Origin of the sequence: Niastella vici, assembly GCF_002077945.1 — a bacterium.
Classification (GTDB): domain Bacteria; phylum Bacteroidota; class Bacteroidia; order Chitinophagales; family Chitinophagaceae; genus Niastella; species Niastella vici.
In genome coordinates this window covers 57,787-77,564 of record NZ_LVYD01000024.1, presented here as the reverse complement: position 1 = coordinate 77,564, position 19,778 = coordinate 57,787, and the positions used below count along the sequence as shown (strand labels likewise).

At 45.1% G+C, this 19,778-nt stretch carries 17 protein-coding genes; 12 read left to right on the top strand and 5 right to left on the bottom strand.

Annotated elements, in window-relative coordinates; all coding sequences use genetic code 11:
- Positions 1-28 precede the first annotated feature (28 nt).
- From A3860_RS07810 to A3860_RS07785, 6 genes are all read left to right on the top strand, one after another.
- Positions 29-1,459: an NAD(P)(+) transhydrogenase (Re/Si-specific) subunit beta gene (locus tag A3860_RS07810; protein ID WP_081145996.1), complete on the top strand. Its 1,431-nt coding sequence runs from the start codon at positions 29-31 to the stop codon at positions 1,457-1,459.
- A gap of 18 nt (positions 1,460-1,477) precedes the next feature.
- On the top strand, positions 1,478-1,966 hold the full coding sequence (locus A3860_RS07805) for a hypothetical protein (protein ID WP_081145995.1): 489 nt from the start codon (positions 1,478-1,480) through the stop codon (positions 1,964-1,966).
- A gap of 195 nt (positions 1,967-2,161) precedes the next feature.
- On the top strand, positions 2,162-4,390 hold the full coding sequence (locus tag A3860_RS07800) for a transferrin receptor-like dimerization domain-containing protein (RefSeq protein ID WP_081145994.1): 2,229 nt from the start codon (positions 2,162-2,164) through the stop codon (positions 4,388-4,390).
- Between the two features lie 186 nt (positions 4,391-4,576).
- A complete protein-coding gene (locus A3860_RS07795; RefSeq protein ID WP_081145993.1) occupies positions 4,577-5,188 on the top strand; it encodes a toxin-antitoxin system YwqK family antitoxin in 612 nt (203 codons plus the stop codon).
- A gap of 136 nt (positions 5,189-5,324) precedes the next feature.
- Positions 5,325-6,740 (top strand): methyltransferase RsmF C-terminal domain-like protein, encoded by a 1,416-nt coding sequence (locus A3860_RS07790; RefSeq protein ID WP_081145992.1) that lies wholly within the window; start codon positions 5,325-5,327, stop codon positions 6,738-6,740.
- Between the two features lie 81 nt (positions 6,741-6,821).
- The gene (locus A3860_RS07785) at positions 6,822-7,940 is read left to right on the top strand and encodes a LysM peptidoglycan-binding domain-containing protein (RefSeq protein WP_081145991.1); all 1,119 of its coding nucleotides are present in this window, start codon (positions 6,822-6,824) and stop codon (positions 7,938-7,940) included.
- 72 nt (positions 7,941-8,012) lie between these two features.
- Here the strand turns inward: A3860_RS07785 and fmt are convergent, their stop codons facing one another.
- A complete protein-coding gene (gene fmt / locus A3860_RS07780; protein WP_245843496.1) occupies positions 8,013-9,023 on the bottom strand; it encodes a methionyl-tRNA formyltransferase in 1,011 nt (336 codons plus the stop codon).
- A gap of 185 nt (positions 9,024-9,208) precedes the next feature.
- On the opposite strand from fmt, the gene A3860_RS07775 reads away from it, so the two are divergent.
- Together A3860_RS07775 and A3860_RS07770 are read left to right on the top strand one after the other, a co-directional pair.
- Complete coding sequence (locus tag A3860_RS07775; RefSeq protein WP_081146456.1) at positions 9,209-9,664, top strand: FKBP-type peptidyl-prolyl cis-trans isomerase; 456 nt, start codon at positions 9,209-9,211, stop codon at positions 9,662-9,664.
- Positions 9,665-9,915: 251 nt separating this feature from the next.
- Positions 9,916-10,578, top strand: a complete 663-nt coding sequence (locus tag A3860_RS07770) for a hypothetical protein (protein ID WP_081145990.1) — start codon at positions 9,916-9,918, stop codon at positions 10,576-10,578.
- A 75-nt stretch (positions 10,579-10,653) separates the two neighbouring features.
- Here the strand turns inward: A3860_RS07770 and A3860_RS07765 are convergent, their stop codons facing one another.
- Together A3860_RS07765 and A3860_RS07760 are read right to left on the bottom strand one after the other, a co-directional pair.
- Positions 10,654-11,211: a hypothetical protein gene (locus A3860_RS07765; RefSeq protein WP_081145989.1), complete on the bottom strand. Its 558-nt coding sequence runs from the start codon at positions 11,209-11,211 to the stop codon at positions 10,654-10,656.
- 58 nt (positions 11,212-11,269) lie between these two features.
- A complete protein-coding gene (locus A3860_RS07760; protein ID WP_081145988.1) occupies positions 11,270-12,145 on the bottom strand; it encodes a CPBP family intramembrane glutamic endopeptidase in 876 nt (291 codons plus the stop codon).
- Positions 12,146-12,208: 63 nt separating this feature from the next.
- Here A3860_RS07760 and pepT point away from each other — a divergent pair, with 63 nt between their 5' ends.
- On the top strand, positions 12,209-13,456 hold the full coding sequence (gene pepT, locus A3860_RS07755; protein ID WP_081145987.1) for a peptidase T: 1,248 nt from the start codon (positions 12,209-12,211) through the stop codon (positions 13,454-13,456).
- Positions 13,457-13,565: 109 nt separating this feature from the next.
- A complete protein-coding gene (locus A3860_RS07750; RefSeq protein ID WP_081145986.1) occupies positions 13,566-14,711 on the top strand; it encodes an OmpA family protein in 1,146 nt (381 codons plus the stop codon).
- A gap of 63 nt (positions 14,712-14,774) precedes the next feature.
- Here A3860_RS07750 and A3860_RS07745 read toward each other — a convergent pair whose 3' ends face one another.
- Positions 14,775-16,085 (bottom strand): T9SS type A sorting domain-containing protein, encoded by a 1,311-nt coding sequence (locus A3860_RS07745; RefSeq protein ID WP_081145985.1) that lies wholly within the window; start codon positions 16,083-16,085, stop codon positions 14,775-14,777.
- Between the two features lie 392 nt (positions 16,086-16,477).
- Here A3860_RS07745 and A3860_RS07740 point away from each other — a divergent pair, with 392 nt between their 5' ends.
- The gene (locus A3860_RS07740) at positions 16,478-17,617 is read left to right on the top strand and encodes an OmpA family protein (RefSeq protein WP_081145984.1); all 1,140 of its coding nucleotides are present in this window, start codon (positions 16,478-16,480) and stop codon (positions 17,615-17,617) included.
- A 1-nt stretch (position 17,618) separates the two neighbouring features.
- Here the strand turns inward: A3860_RS07740 and A3860_RS07735 are convergent, their stop codons facing one another.
- A complete protein-coding gene (locus A3860_RS07735) occupies positions 17,619-18,599 on the bottom strand; it encodes a YpdA family putative bacillithiol disulfide reductase (protein WP_081145983.1) in 981 nt (326 codons plus the stop codon).
- 158 nt (positions 18,600-18,757) lie between these two features.
- On the opposite strand from A3860_RS07735, the gene A3860_RS07730 reads away from it, so the two are divergent.
- Entirely contained in the window at positions 18,758-19,702 is a 945-nt protein-coding gene (locus A3860_RS07730; RefSeq protein ID WP_081145982.1) for an SPFH domain-containing protein, read from the top strand.
- Positions 19,703-19,778 lie beyond the last annotated feature (76 nt).

Genomic DNA, 19,778 nt, shown 5'->3' with positions numbered 1-19,778 from the left:
CGCACCTTTTTGATTTTAATAACGCATTATGGAATTAAGTATACTAACCCTGTGCTACCTCGTAGGTTCGGTTACGTTTATCATAGGTTTAAAAATGTTGTCGAACCCGTCCTCAGCCCGCAATGGCAACCTGCTGGCGGCTGCCGGTATGACGATCGCTATTATTGGAACGATATTCCTGTATGAAGAAGACGGAAAAAAGCTGGGCAATTATCCCTGGATATTCGGTGGCATTCTCATTGGTGGCATCATTGGCACCCTGGCCGCCAAAAAGGTAAAAATGACGGCCATGCCCGAAATGGTAAGTATGTTCAACGGAATGGGAGGCGCCTGCGCCGCCCTGATCTCGGCCGTTGAATTCGATCATATTTACCAGGCTAATAAAACATTGGACTTCGGTAATATGGCCGATTTCATTCCGGCCGGTCATTATTTAACCATTATTGCCGGGGCCATTATCGGTAGCGTATCCTTTGCCGGTAGTATGATCGCCTGGGGAAAGCTGAGCGGTAAAATAAAGGACATGTCGTTTAGCGGCCAGCATATTGTAAACCTGCTGGTGTTGCTGCTGGTACTGGTGGCGGGGGTATTTACCTATCAATATAATGTTGGGTTTTCCCATATTCTTTTTTATACAACTGTTGCGCTGGCGCTGTTGTATGGGGTGTTTTTTGTAATGCCTATCGGCGGGGCCGATATGCCTGTGGTCATTTCTTTATTGAACTCATTCACCGGTGTGGCGGCTGCCTGTGGTGGCTTTCTGTACAATAACAAGGTGATGTTAACTGGTGGTATACTGGTAGGTGCTGCGGGTACCCTGCTCACCATTTTGATGTGTAAGGCCATGAACCGCTCGTTGAAAAATGTATTGATCGGTTCGTTTGGTGGTTCAACTGCCAGCGGCGGTGGCGCTAAAAAAGACCAGGGCGCCTATAAAGAAATTACGTTGAGTGATACGGCTGTTATTATGAGCTATGCCCACAAGGTGATGATAGTGCCAGGTTATGGATTGGCGGTGGCCCAGGCGCAACATGCCTGTCATGAGCTGGAAAAATTACTCGAAAGCAAGGGGGTGGAAGTGAAATACGCTATTCACCCGGTTGCCGGCCGTATGCCCGGGCATATGAATGTATTGCTGGCCGAAGCCGATGTAAGCTATGATAAGCTGCTCGAAATGGAACAGGCCAATGATGAGTTTGCCACTACCGATGTGGTGCTGGTGCTGGGCGCCAACGATGTGGTGAACCCCGCTGCTAAAACTGATACGGCTTCTCCTATATATGGTATGCCTATTCTCGATGTGGAGCTGGCCAAGAATGTGATCGTAAACAAACGCAGTATGAAACCCGGTTATGCCGGTATTGAGAACGATCTGTTCTTTCAACCCAAGACCTCCATGTTGTTTGGCGATGCCAAAAAAGTGTTGCAGGACCTGATCGGGGAGATCAAGAATATATAATTCATCAATCAATCGTCCATGCAAACCAGGTCCTGGTATACGCCATTCTGGATTATGGTAGTAGTTGTGATTTTTGCCTGTATACAGAGCCTTATTCTGTTTAATGTAATCTTAAAGGCTACTACAGTAAGTGTAGGCATGGGAGCAGATTTATATGTGGTGATGTTATTGCCATTGGTGCTTTTAGTGGAAACTATTATTTACTGGGTAATACGAAAAAGGATAAAAGAACGGAAATGGGTGTGGGTGAATCTATGGCTTTCTTTATTCGGATTCGTTATACTAAGATTATTATATCTATTGATACTTTTTATTTATTATTCTTTTAGCACTTATCATTCGCCATTAGTTACCATTTTAGTGAGTAGAATAGAATATTATGGTTGCTGGAGTTGTATCATCTTTGGGCAAATATTTTTCATTGTTGCGGTCGTTCGCAATTACTCCAATAAAAACACTCTTCAACCCGCCGATCCCAACGACCTTTTAAGCGAATTGCCCGGCTGATCCTGATTGCGGTTTTTTGCCTGCTGCTATACTGTTTGTATGATCGGTTTTATTCATGCAAAAAATAATCCTTTCCCCCTCTCCAACTTCCGTTTTTTCCGGTTAGATTTGAGATCTGTCGAACCCTGTTACCCGCTATTGAATGTATTGATTGCTTCAGCCACAAACATCCGGTCAATTTAAAAATATTTGCACATGAGAAAATTCACTTTTTCTTTAGTAGTAGTATTGTTGTTTGTTACTGCCACCCGGGCCCAAAAGATAATGGGCTTTACCGATTCAAGTGCCACCTCGCAGCTTTCCTGGGAAAAGCAATTTGATGCGCAGTTGTCTGCTGCCAATATGGACACCTGGATGAAATTCCTTACCGCACATCCGCATCATGTTGGTTCGCCGCATGATAAGGCAAACGCCGAATATATGGCCGCCCTGTTCAGGCAATGGGGTTATCAAACTGAAATAGTGACCTACTATCCCTTATTTCCAACACCCAAAACCAGGGTGCTTGAATTGTTAGGCAGTAAGCCCTATAAAGCCAGGCTCGAAGAACCGGTATTGAAAGAAGATAAGACCAGTGGTCAAAAAGCGGAACAATTACCCACCTACAATGCCTATTCGGCCGATGGCGATGTTACGGCGGAGCTGGTATTCGTTAACCGCGGCATACCGGCCGATTATGAAGAACTGGAACGTATGGGTGTTGACGTTAAAGGAAAAATAGTGATTGCCAAATATGGCGGCTCCTGGCGGGGTATTAAACCAAAAGTAGCGGCTGAACACGGGGCTGTGGGCTGCATTATATATTCAGATCCCGAAGATGATGGCTATGCCCGGGGCGATGTATATCCCCAGGGACCTTTCCGGCGCAGTGATGGCGTGCAGCGTGGTTCCGTAATGGATATGCCTGTATACCCCGGCGATCCGCTTACACCGGGTACCGGCGCCACCAAAGATGCAAAACGGCTTGACCGTGCAGCGGCCACTACCATTATGAAGATCCCGGTTCTGCCCATTTCATATGAAGATGCATTACCGCTGTTACAATCGCTGGGCGGTGAAGTGGTGCCGGCAGCATGGCGGGGCGCGTTACCAGTAACTTATCATACAGGGCCGGGAAAAGACAAAGTGCATCTGCAGCTGGCTTTTAACTGGGACCTTAAACCCCTGTATAATGTAATTGCCACCCTGCCCGGTTCTCAGTTTCCCAACGAATGGGTGATCAGGGGTAACCACCACGATGGCTGGGTAAATGGCGCTGCCGATCCCATCAGTGGTATGGTAGCTGAACTGGAAGAAGCCCGTGTTATTGGCGAAATGGTTCAGCAGGGATTCCGTAACAAGCGTACGCTGGTATATTGTGCCTGGGATGGGGAAGAACCTGCCTTGCTCGGTTCTACCGAATGGGTCGAGGACCATGCCAGTGAACTGCAACAAAAAGCAGTGGCTTATATAAATTCGGATGGCAACAGCCGGGGCTATATCAATGCCGGCGGTTCTCATGCCCTGGAGCCGTTCTTCAATGAAGTGATGCACGAAGTCATAGATCCGCAAACCGGCGTGCCCATCAATGAACGCCTGTATGCAAAGACCCTGATCGATGCGCCGGAAGCGAATCGCAGCAAACTGATCGGTAATAAAAACATGAAGCTGGCGGCGTTGGGGGCGGGGTCAGATTACTCGCCGTTCTTACAACACCTCGGCATTACTTCCATGAACCTTGGTTTTGGCGGTGAAGGAAGCGGCGGTGAGTACCATTCCATCTATGATTCCTACGATCTGTTCACCCGGTTTAAAGATCCCGGTTTTCAGTATGGCGTTGCCCTGTCGAAAACAGCAGGCCGGGTAGTAATGCGGTTAGCCAATGCCGATGTATTGCCGGTTGATTACAATAGCTTTTATAAAACAGTGGCTGACTATGCAACCGATATCAAAACCATGATCGATAACATGCGTACCCAAACGGAGATCCAAAACCGCATGATCAAAGAAAAATTATTCGACCTTGCCAAAGATCCAACTAAAACTTACCGCGCACCGGCCATTAAAGAGGCGGTACCGTTCCTGAATTTCAGTGAGCTCGACAATGCCCTGGTTCAGTTAAAGACAAGTGTGGAAGAATTTCAGAAATTATATGCGAATGCCACCCGGTTGCCGGTTGACAAACAAAAGCAGCTGAACGGCATCCTGTATCAATCAGAAAGATCATTATTGCAACAAAAAGGATTACCGCGTCGTGCCTGGTACAGGCACCAGATATATGCACCAGGTTATTATACAGGCTATGGCGTAAAAACCTTACCGGGTATACGGGAGGGCATTGAAGAACGTAACTGGCAGGAAGCTGGCGAATGTATTGAAACCGCTACACAAACCCTTCAGTCGTTTACCCAGCAGGTAAATGCCGCTATCGCATTGCTGAAATAACGTAATCAAGCGTTATCAGGACACTAAACTGGCCTGCAACGCCGTTATAGGAGCTGCACAGCGTGGGGATTGCTGTAAAGCGTTGCTGTAAATTAATTCAGTTCGTTGTAAAAGAATGAGTTATGGTCGTTGCAGACGCAAAAGATCTCCATTATCTTAGCGGCAAATAATTGTTAATCGTACTATATGATCACAAAAAGTGCTTTTCTCGCTGTTATTGTTCTGCTTATTACCTGTAAAATCAGCAATGCTCAGGATGATGATGCTAAGTTTCAGAAAGTAGATGATTCTGCGGTGTCAAAACCAAAAAGTAATCTCACTTATGAGTATCAGTACCTGAACGACGCGCATACCGAAGGCATTGAAAAATCTTTCTTATTCGGAAAGCTGAAAACAGAGATCTATTTTAAAGAAAAAGGCAAGTTCCAGGCTGCCAAATCGTACGATACCAAAACCGGCCGCCTGATAAAGACCGATACCATTGTTGATTTTAAAAAGCTGGTAGGCACCACCACCACTTACTATGCCAATGGTAATCCCAAAGAAATGGAACACCGCGATACCAGCGGCGCCGTTGATCGCTACAGCGCCTTTTTTGAAGGTGGCGGCAGAAGGATCATCATCAGTTACAGGGATGGAAAACGCAACGGTTTAACCACTGAATACAATCCCAACGGAACAGTTAAGGAAACTGGTAGTTATATAAACGATAAAAGAGAAGGTGAGTTCAAATTTTTCGATATACGCGGTAATTTGATCACCAAAAGAAAGTTCAAAGCCGACAAGGTGGTGAAATAAAAATTGCAACAAACAATCGTATTGATAGTAAAAACCGCTCCGCACCTTGCAGGGCGGTTTTTGCATTAATGACATGCTAACCGGCAACAGGAGCCTTCTAAAACCCCATTAACACATTATTCGTTAGATTTGCCGCGTGCAACTTCCTCAACAACTTCTTGATTCATTAACCGGTGTCGCGGGCTTCAATAAAGAAGCGTTCGTACAAATTCATGAAAGCGGCGAACAGGTAACTTCTGTAAGGGTGAATGCGGCTAAAGCAGCGAAAAACGGTTCCAGCCTTACTATTGATCATTTACCGCTTGTTCAATCAGCAAAGATCCCCTGGTCGTCATACGGTTATTATTTACCCGAACGGCCTGCCTTTATATTTGATCCCCTGATACATGCGGGAGCGTATTATGTGCAGGAAGCGTCGAGTATGTTCCTGGAGCAGGCGCTTACCCAAACAACCGATGTAAGCCAGCCATTGCGGGTGCTTGATCTTTGTGCGGCGCCGGGCGGAAAATCGACCCTGTTGCAATCGCTCATCAGCGCCGATAGCCTGCTGGTGAGTAATGAAGTGATAAAATCAAGGGCCGCCATACTGGAAGAGAACAGTATAAAATGGGGCGGCGCCAATGTAATTGTTACCAATGCCGACCCGGCCACCTTTGCCCGGCTCGAAAATTTTTTTGATGTCATTGTGATTGATGCGCCCTGTTCCGGTTCGGGCCTGTTCAGGCGCGAACCCGAGGCCATAGGGGAGTGGAGCGAACAGAATGTAGCGCTTTGTTATCAGCGGCAGCAACGCATTCTGGCCGATGTTTTTCCGGCATTGAAAGAAGGCGGCGTGCTCATCTATTCTACCTGTTCGTATTCGAAAGAAGAGGATGAACAAATAGCCGACTGGTTGATGGATACTTTTTCGGTTCAACCCCTGCAACTGGCAGTGGAGGCGGACTGGGGTATTGTTGAAACACGATCAAACAAACACCAGGCTTTTGGATATCGTTTCTTCCCTGATAAGGTACGGGGCGAAGGTTTTTTTATCAGTTGTTTCCGTAAACAGGAAGGTGGGGCTAACACCATACGCCCCCCTAAAAAATCATTGCTGCAAAAGGCATCGAAGAACGAAACAGCCATCATACAGCCCTGGTTACAGGCTGGCTGGCCGGTGCAGTTGTGGAAACAAAAAGAGGAAATAATGGCCTTTCCGCAGCACCTGGAAAAGGAATTGCTTACTATAGTTGACAATATTTATGTACGCCGGGCCGGAACCGTTTTAGGCAAAATTGCCGGCAACGACCTGGTGCCCGATCATGCGCTGGCGCTAAGTACCGGTATCAACCCTTCAATTGTTGCAGTATCGTTAAAAAAGGAAGACGCCATACAATATTTGCGGAAAGAAGAAGTTTCCGTATCAACAGCCCATAAAGGATGGACTTTGGTACAGTTTGAGCAGTATAATCTGGGATGGATAAAGGTGCTGCAGAATAGAATAAATAATTACTATCCACCCACCTGGCGAATCCTGAAAAGGAGCGCCAACAGTACCAATGAAAGCAGTTAGCCAGTATGGGATAGTTATCCCCTTTGGCGCTAATTAAAATTTATTCAGCATCTTTGCACCCGAATACGAAATGCATAACCTATGTTGAAGTTCAAAGGAGTTTTAATCATCGCGTTTCTATTGCTTTCACAATTGGTGTGGTCGCAGTCAGATATGACCGTGCAGGGTACGTCGCCCGACCTCTACCTGTTGCATACGGTTCAACCCAAAGAAACCTGGTATGCCATAGGCCGTATTTACAACATACAACCTAAAGAAATAGCTGCCCTCACCGGAGTAACCATGGATAAGCTGAACATTGGGCAGCAATTAAAGGTGCCGCTGAAAACCCCGAACTTTTCACAGGATGGTAAAAAAAATGCCGATGAGGTGTTTGTACCGGTTTATCATATAGTTCAGGAAAAAGAATGGATGTACCGTATTAGCCAGAACCATAACAAAATACCTGTAGAAACGCTGGAAAAATGGAATGGGGTCACCAATGATCACCTGCAGGCTGGGATGAAACTGGTTGTTGGGTACCTGAAGGTAAAGACCGCCCATTCGCCGCTGGCCGCCAATGGTATCAGGAAAATAGTGGCTCCGGCTACCACCCCGGTCACTGCCGCTACGAAGCCTGCTGAAGAAGCTCCGGTAGCCAAAACGGAGAAGCCGGCTGAAACAAAAACAACCGAAACAAAGGTTGCGGAGACAAAAACTACCGAAACAAAACCGGTAACAAAACCCGAAGAGCCCAAAGCGGTGGAAGCTAAAAAAGAGGAATTGAAGAAAGAGGAAGCTAAAAAAGAAGACACTAAAAAAGAAATAGGTACACCACCACCGGCAACCGAAGAAAAATCGTCAAAGACATCTGCACCGGTAACCCAGGCCACTTCAGACGCCAGTTATTCTGGCTATAAAGGCGGTTATTTTAAGTCGGGTTACAATGGCAGTGGAAAATCAACTGCAGGTAATGCCGGAATTTTCAGAAGCACCAGCGGCTGGAAAGATGGGAAATATTATGCACTCATGAATAATGTACCAGTGGGTACCATTGTAAAGATCAGCTATAATTCCACTAATAAATCAGTGTACGCCAAAGTACTGGGACAATTGCCCGATATGCGCGAAAGCGTTGGGCTTACCGTTCGCCTCAGCGATGCCGCTGCCGCCGAACTGGGCGCTGAAATGGGCAAGTTTTATGTAGATGTTGCGTACTAAAGCCAGTTTGCAAGTTATTGAGTTAGCCGGTTTGTATAAAACTATGAACTCAATAACTTGCGAATTTATCATTTAGGCATTGGGGGTAAACCTGAACCCTCTGAGAAACTCTTCCACCGTCATTTTCTTCTTTCCTTCCAGTTGCAGTTCGGTGATATGTATATACCCGTCTTTGCCCGCGAATTTCAGAAAGGTTTTATTATCTGTTTCAATAGTTCCCGCAGGTTTTGGGGCCGCATGCATTTCCTTTTTTGCCTTGTAGATCTTCAGCATTTTTTCATTGAGGTAAGTAAATGCAGCCGGGTATGGCGATAAACCTCTTATGAGGTTGTAAATAACCGTTACAGGTTGGTTCCAGTCTATTTTACACGTTTCAGTGAAGAGCTTTGGCGCATGCTTTAATTCATTGCTGTGTTGCGGTTGGGGTATTTCAGTCAACGTGCCCTGAGCTAAACCCGCCACCGTTTTTACCAGCAACTGTGCACCGATCTCTTTCATTTTGTCGTGCACTTCACCGGTTGTTTCATCGTCGCCAATGGGAAAGCTATCCTGTAACAAAATGTTGCCGGTATCAATTTCATGTTGCAGTTTAAAGGTAGTGACGCCGGTTTCTTTTTCGCCATTTATAACAGCCCAGTTTATAGGCGCCGCACCGCGGTATTGAGGTAATAATGAACCATGCAAATTAATAGTGCCCATGGGCGGCATGTTCCATACCACCTCGGGCAACATACGAAAAGCAACTACTATCTGCAGATCGGCCTTCAGCTCTTTTAAAGACTCCAGAAATTGCGGGTCTTTCAGCTTTACCGGTTGTAACACGGGCAATTGTTTTTCAACGGCATATTTCTTTACGGCGCTTTCGGTTAATTTCATGCCACGCCCAGCCGGTTTATCGGGTGCAGTAATTACGGCAATGATATTGCAACCTGCCTGTACCAGTGCATCGAGAGAAGCAACGGCAAATTCAGGGGTACCCATAAAAATAATACGCGGACTGTTTATTGTTTGAAGTTTGCTGTGTGTGGTTTGTGGTGTATTTTCCTGCATTTGTTCCTGGTTCTTCTGGTTTGTTTTTTGCAATTCCGGCCCCAAATTTCACTAAAAAACTTTTATTGGCTGCCCCAAATTATTCCTTTTACTTTGCAGGCAAGGGAATTGGGCTTTTTTTATCTTATCGCTTTTGTTCATCTTTTGGTAATATGAATGCGGCGGTGTGGAGTGTAAGCATGGATTCTCCCTCAAATTTTAAACACAAAAAAGTTAGTATGCAACAAGTAAAAAGCGGCGATACTGTAAAAGTTCATTATCATGGCCGTTTGACAGATGGAACCACTTTCGATTCTTCTGCCGGTCGTGAACCGCTTCAATTCGAGGTAGGGAGTGGTATGGTGATCCCCGGTTTCGACACTGGTGTTATGGGAATGCAGGTAGGGGATAAAAAAACCATCCAGATATCGGTTGCTGAAGCATATGGTCCTAAAAATCCCGATATGATCGTGGCCTTCCCTGCCAGTGAATTTCCTGAGGATATGGAACTGGAAATAGGCATGCGTTTAAATATGACCAATTCTGAAGGACATGTTATTCCGGTAGTAGTTATCGAGATAGGTGAAGAAAATGTTATGCTCGATGCCAACCATCCTTTGGCTGGTGAAGACCTGGTGTTTGATATTGAGCTGGTAGAAATTGGCGCAGCTCCTTCCCGCATTATTATGCCGTAAATACCGAATTAGCAAGTAAAAAGTAGGAAGTAGGAAGAACCTGAATTTTCTTACCTCCTACTTTTTGCCTTATATACACATAGTCTCATCCATTCTGCCTCGTACTTCTTACCCCATACCCCTTACTTCACAAACCTGCAACTGCACGATATACCTTTTACCAGGGTGCATCTTTACAACTTCCCCACGTAGTTTCCCCTATTGACCTGCCAGAATTTTTTTTCTATTTTGGCCCCCATAATTTATACCCTATGATACAAACCACGAAACGCATCGTTACGTGCACACTATTAGTCTGTTTACTTAATACTGTTCATGCCCAGGACCAAACCGCCACTGTTGCCCCGCCCGATCAATCATTGCCTGAATCAGATACGGCCATTGCTACCCGCCAGGCTTTGCGATTTGCCGATAGTTTGGTGAAAGCAGATTTTTACACTGAATGGACAACCTATTTGAACCTGAGTTGCCCCAGCGCTTTTAAGTTTTACGGTGGAAAAGACGGCTATAAAGAAAACGTTGTTATGGTGCATTACCGTGATGAACCTAAAACCGAAGAAAAGATCCCAAAGCTTCGACTGGTGCACCTGATGAATGACGTTGATACCTGGCAGTGCGTTATTGAAAAAGTGCGGGATAAATGGGATGAGTCGCGCGGGAAAGTAAAAATCTATACTTACCTCATTGGCGAATCAACCGATAATGGCATTAACTGGAAATTTATTGATGCAAGCCATAATTCCATCCAGAACATTATTTACATTTTGCCTACCGTTTTCACCACTATGGAAATACCTGAAGGCAAGATCGTTTATGTAGATGAAGTGGCTGCACAGGAAGCTGCCGGGTCTGCCGTCAAAGCCGGGCACCCGGCTGTCAAAAAGAAACCGGTGGCCAGGAAGCCAACGAAGTAACCAAAAAAATTAAAAGGCGGAATCGTTTCCAAAACGGTTCCGCCTTTATTATTTGCGCGTTTAATAGCAATCGACCTATGCTTTAGCTTTCTTCTTACCGTACAACCAGCCCAGCCATATACCAGCCAACCCCCACGATACCAGGCAGTCGGTAAAATAAGCCATCAGATCAAAACCTTTGAACCAGATGTGATTGGTATAAGGGATATTGAAGAAAACGATCAGGCCTACAAACAGCGACGAAATGAATATAGCGGTAAAGTTCAGGGCATTCATGCGGCTGATGAGTGCGCAGAAAAAGCCTATGATCAGCATATCAACTATCAGTCCTCTTATCATGTTCGCACCCATATTCATGTCTCTCGACTGTTGATATTGAACCAGCGCCCAGGGTTTTCCGGCCTGTGTTTTCATGAATTCTTCATGTTGCTCTTTCGTGGCAGTGGCCGGCAGGCCGGGTATCATATACTGGCCCTCTTTTTCGATCTGGGAACTTAAAGCGCTCATGATGGCATCCTGCTTGTCAGTGTACTGGTAGGCGTTGTTATGCAGGTTAAGTACAGTCCAGGAAAGAAATTGCCAGATGAATAGAATGATGCCGCCGACAATGGCGCCAATCAATAATTTTTTCATAATTGGTCAGCTTTAGTTTGTAAAAAGGTAGAAAGAATTATTCAATTTATCAAATATGTTACAGGCTGGCGCTGATGGCCTTTGCGTAATGCTTTTCGTATAGGGCATACAACAACAACAGGGCCCCGGCTAAAAGAACGGTAATGATGAACGAGCCTTCCATGCCAAAAACACCCCCTGTCAGCCACCAGGGCCCCTGCAGGTCGGGTTGTAATACCCCTTGCAGTGGCAGTCCGCTCACCTCATAACCCAGCACGGGCCCCTGCATAAAGTTCCAGCTGAAATGAAAGAAAATAGCAAACCAGATATTGCGGGTATAGATGAAGTTAATGCCCAGCAGCCCCCCGGCCAGTAACAGATTAACTACGGCAACAGAAGATATTCCCGGATTGGCGCCATGGGCTATCGTGAACAAAACGGCTGAAACACCCAGGGCGGCCCATTTATTCATTGAATCCATCAGGTTGTTAAGAATATATCCCCTGAAAACCATTTCTTCTGAAAAGGCGATCAGCACCATTAATGCCAGCCCCATAAAGAAATCCCTGGCTTTAAAATGTACATCGCTCCATTCCAGATTTTTGGTGGCGAACAGCACGAGCGTGCCGGCGCCCAGTAAGGCGATGCCTAAACAGAAACCGGTAATAGCGTCGGGTTTATACGGCTGCCAGCGAAATCCCAGGCTTACTACCGGCTGGCGGTCAATATATCGGCGGAATATGACCGTTAGCAGGCAATTTAGCAGGGCCGAAATGAACAGGGAAAGGATGATCACCTGCAGCACAAGATCGGGCTGCGGTGCTTTTGATATGGTTGAAAATGCGGGTGCTATTACTGCAAAGCTGGCTATTAACCCGGCCAGTAAGGAACATCCAATAAAAGCCAGCAGCAACAATATGGCGCGCATCCAGCCTTGTTTAATAAGCGGGGTCATGGTGTTCGGGCTATGAAAATAAGTTGATCGATATTTAGTTATCTTGCCAAAAATACAGCTTACATGTTTACTAAATATAATTTCACAGTAAAGGAAAGGTTCCTGCGGTATGTGCAAATAGATACACAAAGTGATCCGCAATCGACCAGCTGCCCTTCAACCGAAAAGCAAAAGGACCTGAGCCGCATACTGGTGCAGGAATTAAAGGCAATGGGTATTGCAGATGCGCAGCTCGATGAGCATGGGTATGTGTATGCGACCATTCCGGCCAATACAGCCAAACAGGTGCCGGTGATTTGTTATTGCGCGCATGTTGATACTGCACCTGATTGTACCGGTGCTAATGTGAAGCCGCTGGTGCATCCCAACTATGATGGCGGTAATATTGTATTACCTGATGATCCTTCGCAGGTGATCACACCCGATGATCATCCGTATTTGCGTAAAAAGAAAGGGGAAGATCTCATCACGGCATCGGGTACTACGTTGCTGGGCGCCGATGATAAGGCCGGTGTTGCAGTGATCATGGACATGGCCAGTTACTTTATGAACAACCCCAATATAACGCATGGGGCTATAAAGATCCTGTTCACACCCGATGAAGAAATAGGCCGTGGTGTCGATAAGGCCGATCTGGCAAAGTTAGGCGCTCAGTTTGCCTATACGCTCGATGCCGGCGAACGCGGCGCTTATGAAGATGAAACGTTTTCAGCCGATGGCGTTACCATTACCTTTCATGGGGTAAGTGCGCATCCCGGATATGCAAAAGATAAACTGGTGAATGCCATGAAAGTGGCCGGGGCTTTTCTGGAAGCGCTGCCAAAGGATACGCTATCGCCCGAAACAACAGAAAAGCGTAGTGGTTTTGTGCATCCGGTGCGTATTAATGGTATTGCTGAAAAAGTAACGCTTGAATTTATCATTCGCGATTTTATAACGGCAAAGCTGGCCGAATATGAAGAGCTGTTGCGTGAAAAGCTGGCCGAAACCCTGCAACGATTTCCGGGCGCTAAAGCCGATTTTGGGGTGCGCGAGCAATACCGCAATATGAAGGAGGTGCTGGATAAATATCCGCAGGTATCGGCATATGCGAAGGAAGCTATTGCACGGGCCGGTGTTCCATTGATTGAAATGAGTGCGCGGGGCGGAACCGATGGGTCGCGTTTATCGTTTATGGGTTTGCCCTGTCCCAACATTTTCACCGGTGAAATGGCCTTCCATGGCAAGCATGAATATGTGAGCGTACAGGATATGCAAAAAAGCGTGGAAACGATCGTTCACCTCGCCTGCATCTGGGAAGAGAAAGCGTAACGTGCTTTGTAATAATAGAGATCAGAAGGTCGGGAAAGGGAAAAGTTTCAGGTAACAGATACAGGTTCTAACCTGTTACCTGAAACGTATACCCTGTAACCTTATAAATATGAAACTCATTTTTGCTTGCTGTGTTGTGATCTTATCTGCTATACCTGCGTATTCCCAGAACCTCCTTGCAAACGGCGGTTTTGAAGAGGAGAACATTTGCACTGAATATGAAAAACCCTGTGCACCCGAAGCCTGGATCGCTACTTCACTGTATTTTAATTATTATTTTTCAGCACCCCTGAAGTACATGGTGAAAGCCCATGAAGGCACGCATTTCGTAGGGATTGCCGCCGGCAGCCTGGGAATGAAGGGCATCAGGAATTTTATCCGTACCCGCCTGCTCTGTGGCTTGCAGAGAGGACACCAGTATAAACTGGAAATGTATGTTTTCTCTTTACATCCCGTACTGGATAGCATAGGCGTTTATTTTTCTGCCCGGGATTTTCTGTATGAAAGAAGATACTTCAGGCTCATTACTCCGCAGTTATGGTCTATTAACGGTCTTGACACAACAGTTAAAAAAACAGGCAGCTGGCAAAAAGTGGAATTGTTGTATACGGCCGATGGAACGGAAGGGTTCGTTACTATTGGCCATTTTAAACGGCTCGATGTAACCGGTATTCCCGGACCAGATTTTCGCGACGAATATTATTTTTTTCTCGATGATGTTTCGCTGACGCCTGTTGATGTGCATGAAAAATTATGCGAACAGGCCGATAGCGTAAAAAAAGAAATATACAGTGAAAATGAACGGCATTCTTACCTGGAGCGGAAAGTAAACCTGTATCGCCAAAACCCACCCCCGGTAAAACCCCTGCCGCAAACCATAGAAGAAAAAAAGAAACAACGTATAGATACCCTGGTTATACCCGACATTTTTTTTGCTACTGCCCGCTATGAGTTAACCGCGGCCAGCCATTACCTGCTCGACAGTTTTGCCAGCCAGTTGAAAATACCGGAAATTGATTCCATGATCGTGGAAGGGCATACTGACAGCATTGGCAAGCTGGCTTATAATGAAACCCTGTCGCTGAACCGGGCCAATTCGGTAAAAGAGTATTTATCGGGTAAAGTAGCAGGGCTGGAAGAAAAGACAAAGACACGGGGGTATGCTTATTGGCGGCCGGTTGCCAGTAATAAAACCCCAACCGGAAGACAGCTGAACAGGAGAGTAGAGATCATTCTATACCGGCAGGAGGAATAAAATGAGAAAAAGCCACCAGATCTTGCTCCGATGGCTTTTTTTCATCCACATGGTGGTACAGGTCTACTGTTTTAATACCGTTTTGCTAAACACATCTGATCCATTCCTGAACACAACGTGGTAAAGCCCGCTTGTAAAACCACTCATATCAACATTTGAAATAACTGCATTGGCAGACAATCGTATATCTTTTAAAGTTTGACCGGCAGCGCTTATAATCTGAATATGTCCGTTTACACCAGCTTTCGGGTGCTGTATCATCAATGAACTTTTAACCGGGTTAGGCGACAGTGAAATATCCAGGCTCAGTTTGCTCTTCACACTGATGATATAGCTGTATTTAAAGCTTCCATCCTGTTCAATCATTTTCAATCTGTAGAAACTGTTTTGAGAAGCGGCCTGTGCATCAGTGAAGCTATAGGTTTTCAGGTTGGCTGCTTTTACAGAACCGATAGCAGTGAAAGTTCTTCCATCATTACTTCTTTCAATTACATAGCTGTCGATACCGCTTTCTTCAACTGTATTCCAAATGAGTTTGGTATTGAGTCCGTCTTCGTTTGCGTTAAAGCTGGTCAGTTGAACAGGCAGGGGAGCGCCGGCAGGGCTCAGGTTGGTCCAGGCAATGGGTGAAGTAGCTCCGTATGCTATCCGAAATGCATCGTATGCGGCATTAGGCGTTAATGAAGTTTGTGTAATATTTAATGCATGAAATGCAGCACCAGCACCATAAGATTCTCCGCCAGTTAATGAAATGTTCGCACTTCCTGTAGTAGGTTCTGATCCCAAAGATGGATTTACCCATAAATATGCCTGGTCATTATTTGAACCCGATATGATATCATATCTTATTACAACAAGATAGGTGGTGGCAAAGCTATAATTGACTCCTGTATAAACTACATTTGACCCATTAGTACTAATGCCAAACATTAAAAAATCGGTACCGGAAATAGTTACATCTTTTGCATAAAACTGTAGTGCGTTTACCGGAGTTCCGCTGTTATCCAGTAATGATATGTTATAATCAACGTTGTTTTTTTTGGCATCAGTTGCCTTTATAACAAAGGACATATAAATAGTCTTGGCAGTGGTAGTAGAAATGTCCGACGTAAAAGCCCTGGATGAACTTTTATTATTTCCGGTACTTACTGTAACATATTGAGTGCCGCTGGTATAACCAGAATATATAAGCGGGGTAGTGTTGGCTACCTGAACATCTGAGCCACTACCGGCGGAAGCCCATAGATTTCCAACCGGACCCTGACCATTCAGGTTGCCATTTGTATAGCCGGAAAAATTTTCATTAAATACCATTTGTGCGTTTGCGGTCATGGCAATAATAGACACCATGATGAAAGAGTAGATCTTTTTCATTTCAAATTGTTTTGGGATGAATAAAATAGATGGTCCCAAAGGAAAATTGGAGGAAATGACTTTCTGTTACATGTATTACAAAAGCCTGGAGGTCTTCAAAAGGATGAATGAAAAAGGATAATAAATAAGAAATATTTTTGAAAGCTATGATTGATGGTGGTGGAGTTTCGAAGGGATATGGGTAGAAGTAAGCTGAGGTAAAAGTATAACGCGTTTTTTTAATATGCAAGTGGTATTAAAAATAATTGACATGAATCAATGGGGTACTAAACGGGATAAAATAATGATTAGGCAAAAATTCATATTTAACTGTTTCATTATCAGTATAAAAGAAAACCATCGCCACTGTGGTTTTTTGAGTAATTTAGGCTCATCCCATTGTCAACCTGTCTATGAAACAAATAAGGCAATTCGTTCCCACCCTTTCCCTGGTATTGTTTACCTGCTATACCGGGCATTCGCAGAACCTGATAGCCAATGGCAGTTTTGAAGACGCCAATTTATGCACCGAATTCCACAAGTATTGTGCGCCCGAAGCCTGGATCGCCACTTCACATGAGGCCAGTTATTATTATAGTGATATGAATATTGCCTACGATGGGTACCGGTATGTAGGGTTAACAGCTGGTAGTGTAAACAAGGGTGGTGTGCGTAATTTCATAAGGACCCAGTTGTTATGTGGTTTAAGAAAAGGAAATCAGTATGCATTGGAATTTTATGTAAGCGCCACCAACAAGGTGCTCGATAGTATTGGTATTTATTTTTCAGCAGAAGATTTCTTATATGAGCAAAGGAGCTTTCGTAATATTAAGCCCGATTTCTGGTATGTTCGAAGCGGCGCTGCCTTATCACAACCTTCTACCAAATGGCAAAAGGTACGTTTTGTATATACCGCCGATGGCAATGAATCGTTCATTACGATCGGATTATTTAAACGGAACGATTATACGGGTTCAATAAAACCCGATTTTCAGGATGAGTATTTGTTCCTGCTCGATAAAGTGTCGTTAATGCCGTTGAACCCGAATGAAAAGATCTGTGCAACGGCCGACCAGGAGAAATGGGACATCTACAAAGCAGATGACCGCCATGAAAGGCTGGATAAAACGATCAGCTATCATTTAAAACATCCGCCATTGCCACGGCCGAAATTAAGTAGTACGCGCATGCCCACAGTTCAACATATAGACACGCTTATAATCCCCGATATTTATTTCGTGACCGCCAGCTATGAGCTCTCGAAAAAGAGTTATGATCTGCTCGATAGCTTTGCTGCCAAACTCACCGGGCAAATGGATTCGGTAGTGGTAAATGGCCATACCGACAGCATCGGAAATTTGGAATACAATAAAGAGCTATCTCAGAGCCGGGCTGTATCGGTAAAACAATACCTGATGACAAAAGTATACTCGCTGGGCGTGAACTTTATTGCGCGGGGGTATGCTTATCTGCAACCTATTGCCAGTAACAGAACATCATCGGGCCGTAAGAAAAACCGGCGCGTGGAGATCTTTGTTTATCGAAGAGAATGAACTAGAGGTTCATCTTTTTCTTAATAGACCTTATTATCAACAACGCATGTTCCCGGCTGTTTTCAATAAACCAAACATGGGTGTTCATACCACCGCAAACCACACCCGCCAGGTAAATATTGGGTAAATTGGTTTCCATGGTTTGGGGATCATAAGCGGGTTGCAGCACTTCATCCTGCGACAAATGGATACCTGTTTTTTGTAAAAAGTTGCAGTTGGGTTGATAACCCGTCATGGCAATCACATAATCATTTTCAATGGTGACCAGCCCATCAGGTGTTTGAATATCCACTTCCTTTTCGCGAATGGCCATTAACGTTGAGTTGGTATATGCTTTTATGCTGCCTTCCTTAATGCGGTTCTCCATATCGGGTTTTACCCAGTATTTCACCCGTTGTCCAATGCCTTCATTTCTAATGACCATGGTAACTTCGGCTCCTTTGCGCCAGGTTTCCAGGGCCGCATCAACCGCCGAGTTATTGGCTCCCACCACCACTACTTTTTGCATGGCGTAAAAATGCGGGTCTTTATAATAGTGAACGACCTTGGGCAGCTCTTCGCCAGGAATATTCATCTTGACCGGAATATCATAAAAGCCGGTAGCGATCACTACAAACGTGGTGGTATAGGTTTGTTTAGTGGTAACAACCTGGTATTTGCCATTTGCGGGGGTAATATCTTTTACTTCTTCCTGCAGGTGAATGGTGACATGGTTGCTGGTAGCAACCCGCCGGTAATACTCCAGCGCTTCGGGACGGGTAGGTTTAATATTATTGCTTACAAAAGGAATACCGCCGATCTCCAGTTTTTCAGATGTAGAAAAAAAGGTCATGTTCACGGGATAATTGTACAGCGAATTTACCAGGCAGCCTTTTTCAAGTATGCAATAGTGTAAACCAGCTTTTTTTGCTTCCAGGGCACAAGCCAAACCGATAGGGCCGCCTCCCACTATGATGATGTCGAATTGATTGGTTGAATTCATTGGCTCAAAGTTAATAAGAAAGCTGCCAACATGAATGGCCTGGGCCATCGCGAGGTACAAATGGAACAGCAATATGCATGCCCCGGCCCTGCATTGTCACATAGCATATTATCGCATTATCACCTTAACTTTCCGTACTTTCATCAAAATTTAATCTTATGGATCATTTTTCATATTGGTGGGTCATTGTAGTCGGTTTCTTTCTTCTTTTATTTACCGGTGTAAAAACCATTAACCAGGGCTTTGTTGGGGTAGTTACCATGTTCGGTAAATACCAACGGGTGCTGAACCCTGGCCTGAGATTTTTAATACCTTTTCTGGAACAGATTTACCGTAAAGTAAGTATCCAGAACCGCTCGGTGGAAATGGAATTTCAGGCAGTAACCGCTGATCAGGCGAATGTATACTTTAAAAGCATGCTGCTGTATTCGGTTCAGAATGCCGATGAAGAAACCATTAAAAAAGTAGCGTTCAAATTCCTTAGCGAACGCGACCTCATGCAGGCGCTCACCCGTACCATTGAGGGAACCATCAGGTCATTTGTGGCCACTAAACGCCAGGCCGAGATACTGGGTTTGCGTAAAGAGATCGTGGAATATGTAAAAGAACAGATAGACCATTTGCTGGAAGAGTGGGGGTATCACCTGCTCGATCTGCAGATCAACGATATTACATTCGATAAGGCCATTATGGACAGTATGAGCAGGGTAGTGGCCAGTAATAACCTGAAGGCGGCTGCAGAAAATGAAGGGCAGGCATTACTGATCACCAAAACAAAAGCAGCCGAAGCAGAAGGAAATTCCATAAAAATTGCGGCTGAGGCTGAACGTATTGCTGCCCAGTTACGCGGTCAGGGTGTGGCGTTGTTCCGGGAAGAAGTGGCCCGCGGTATGAGCCAGGCAGCTGAGCAAATGAAACAGGCCAACCTCGATACGAATGTGATCCTGTTCAGCATGTGGACGGAAGCCATCAAGAATTTTGCGGAAGTAGGGAAGGGCAATGTCATATTCCTGGATGGCAGCAGTGAAAGCATGCAGCGGAGTATGCAGCAAATAATGGCCATGATGCAAATGAAGAGTAATCCGAACCAGAGCCAGAATTAACTTTTACTTTGCGTACGATTTTGACAATCAGGTAATTCAATTAGCAAACTTTTAAGAAATATTAAATCGTTGGATT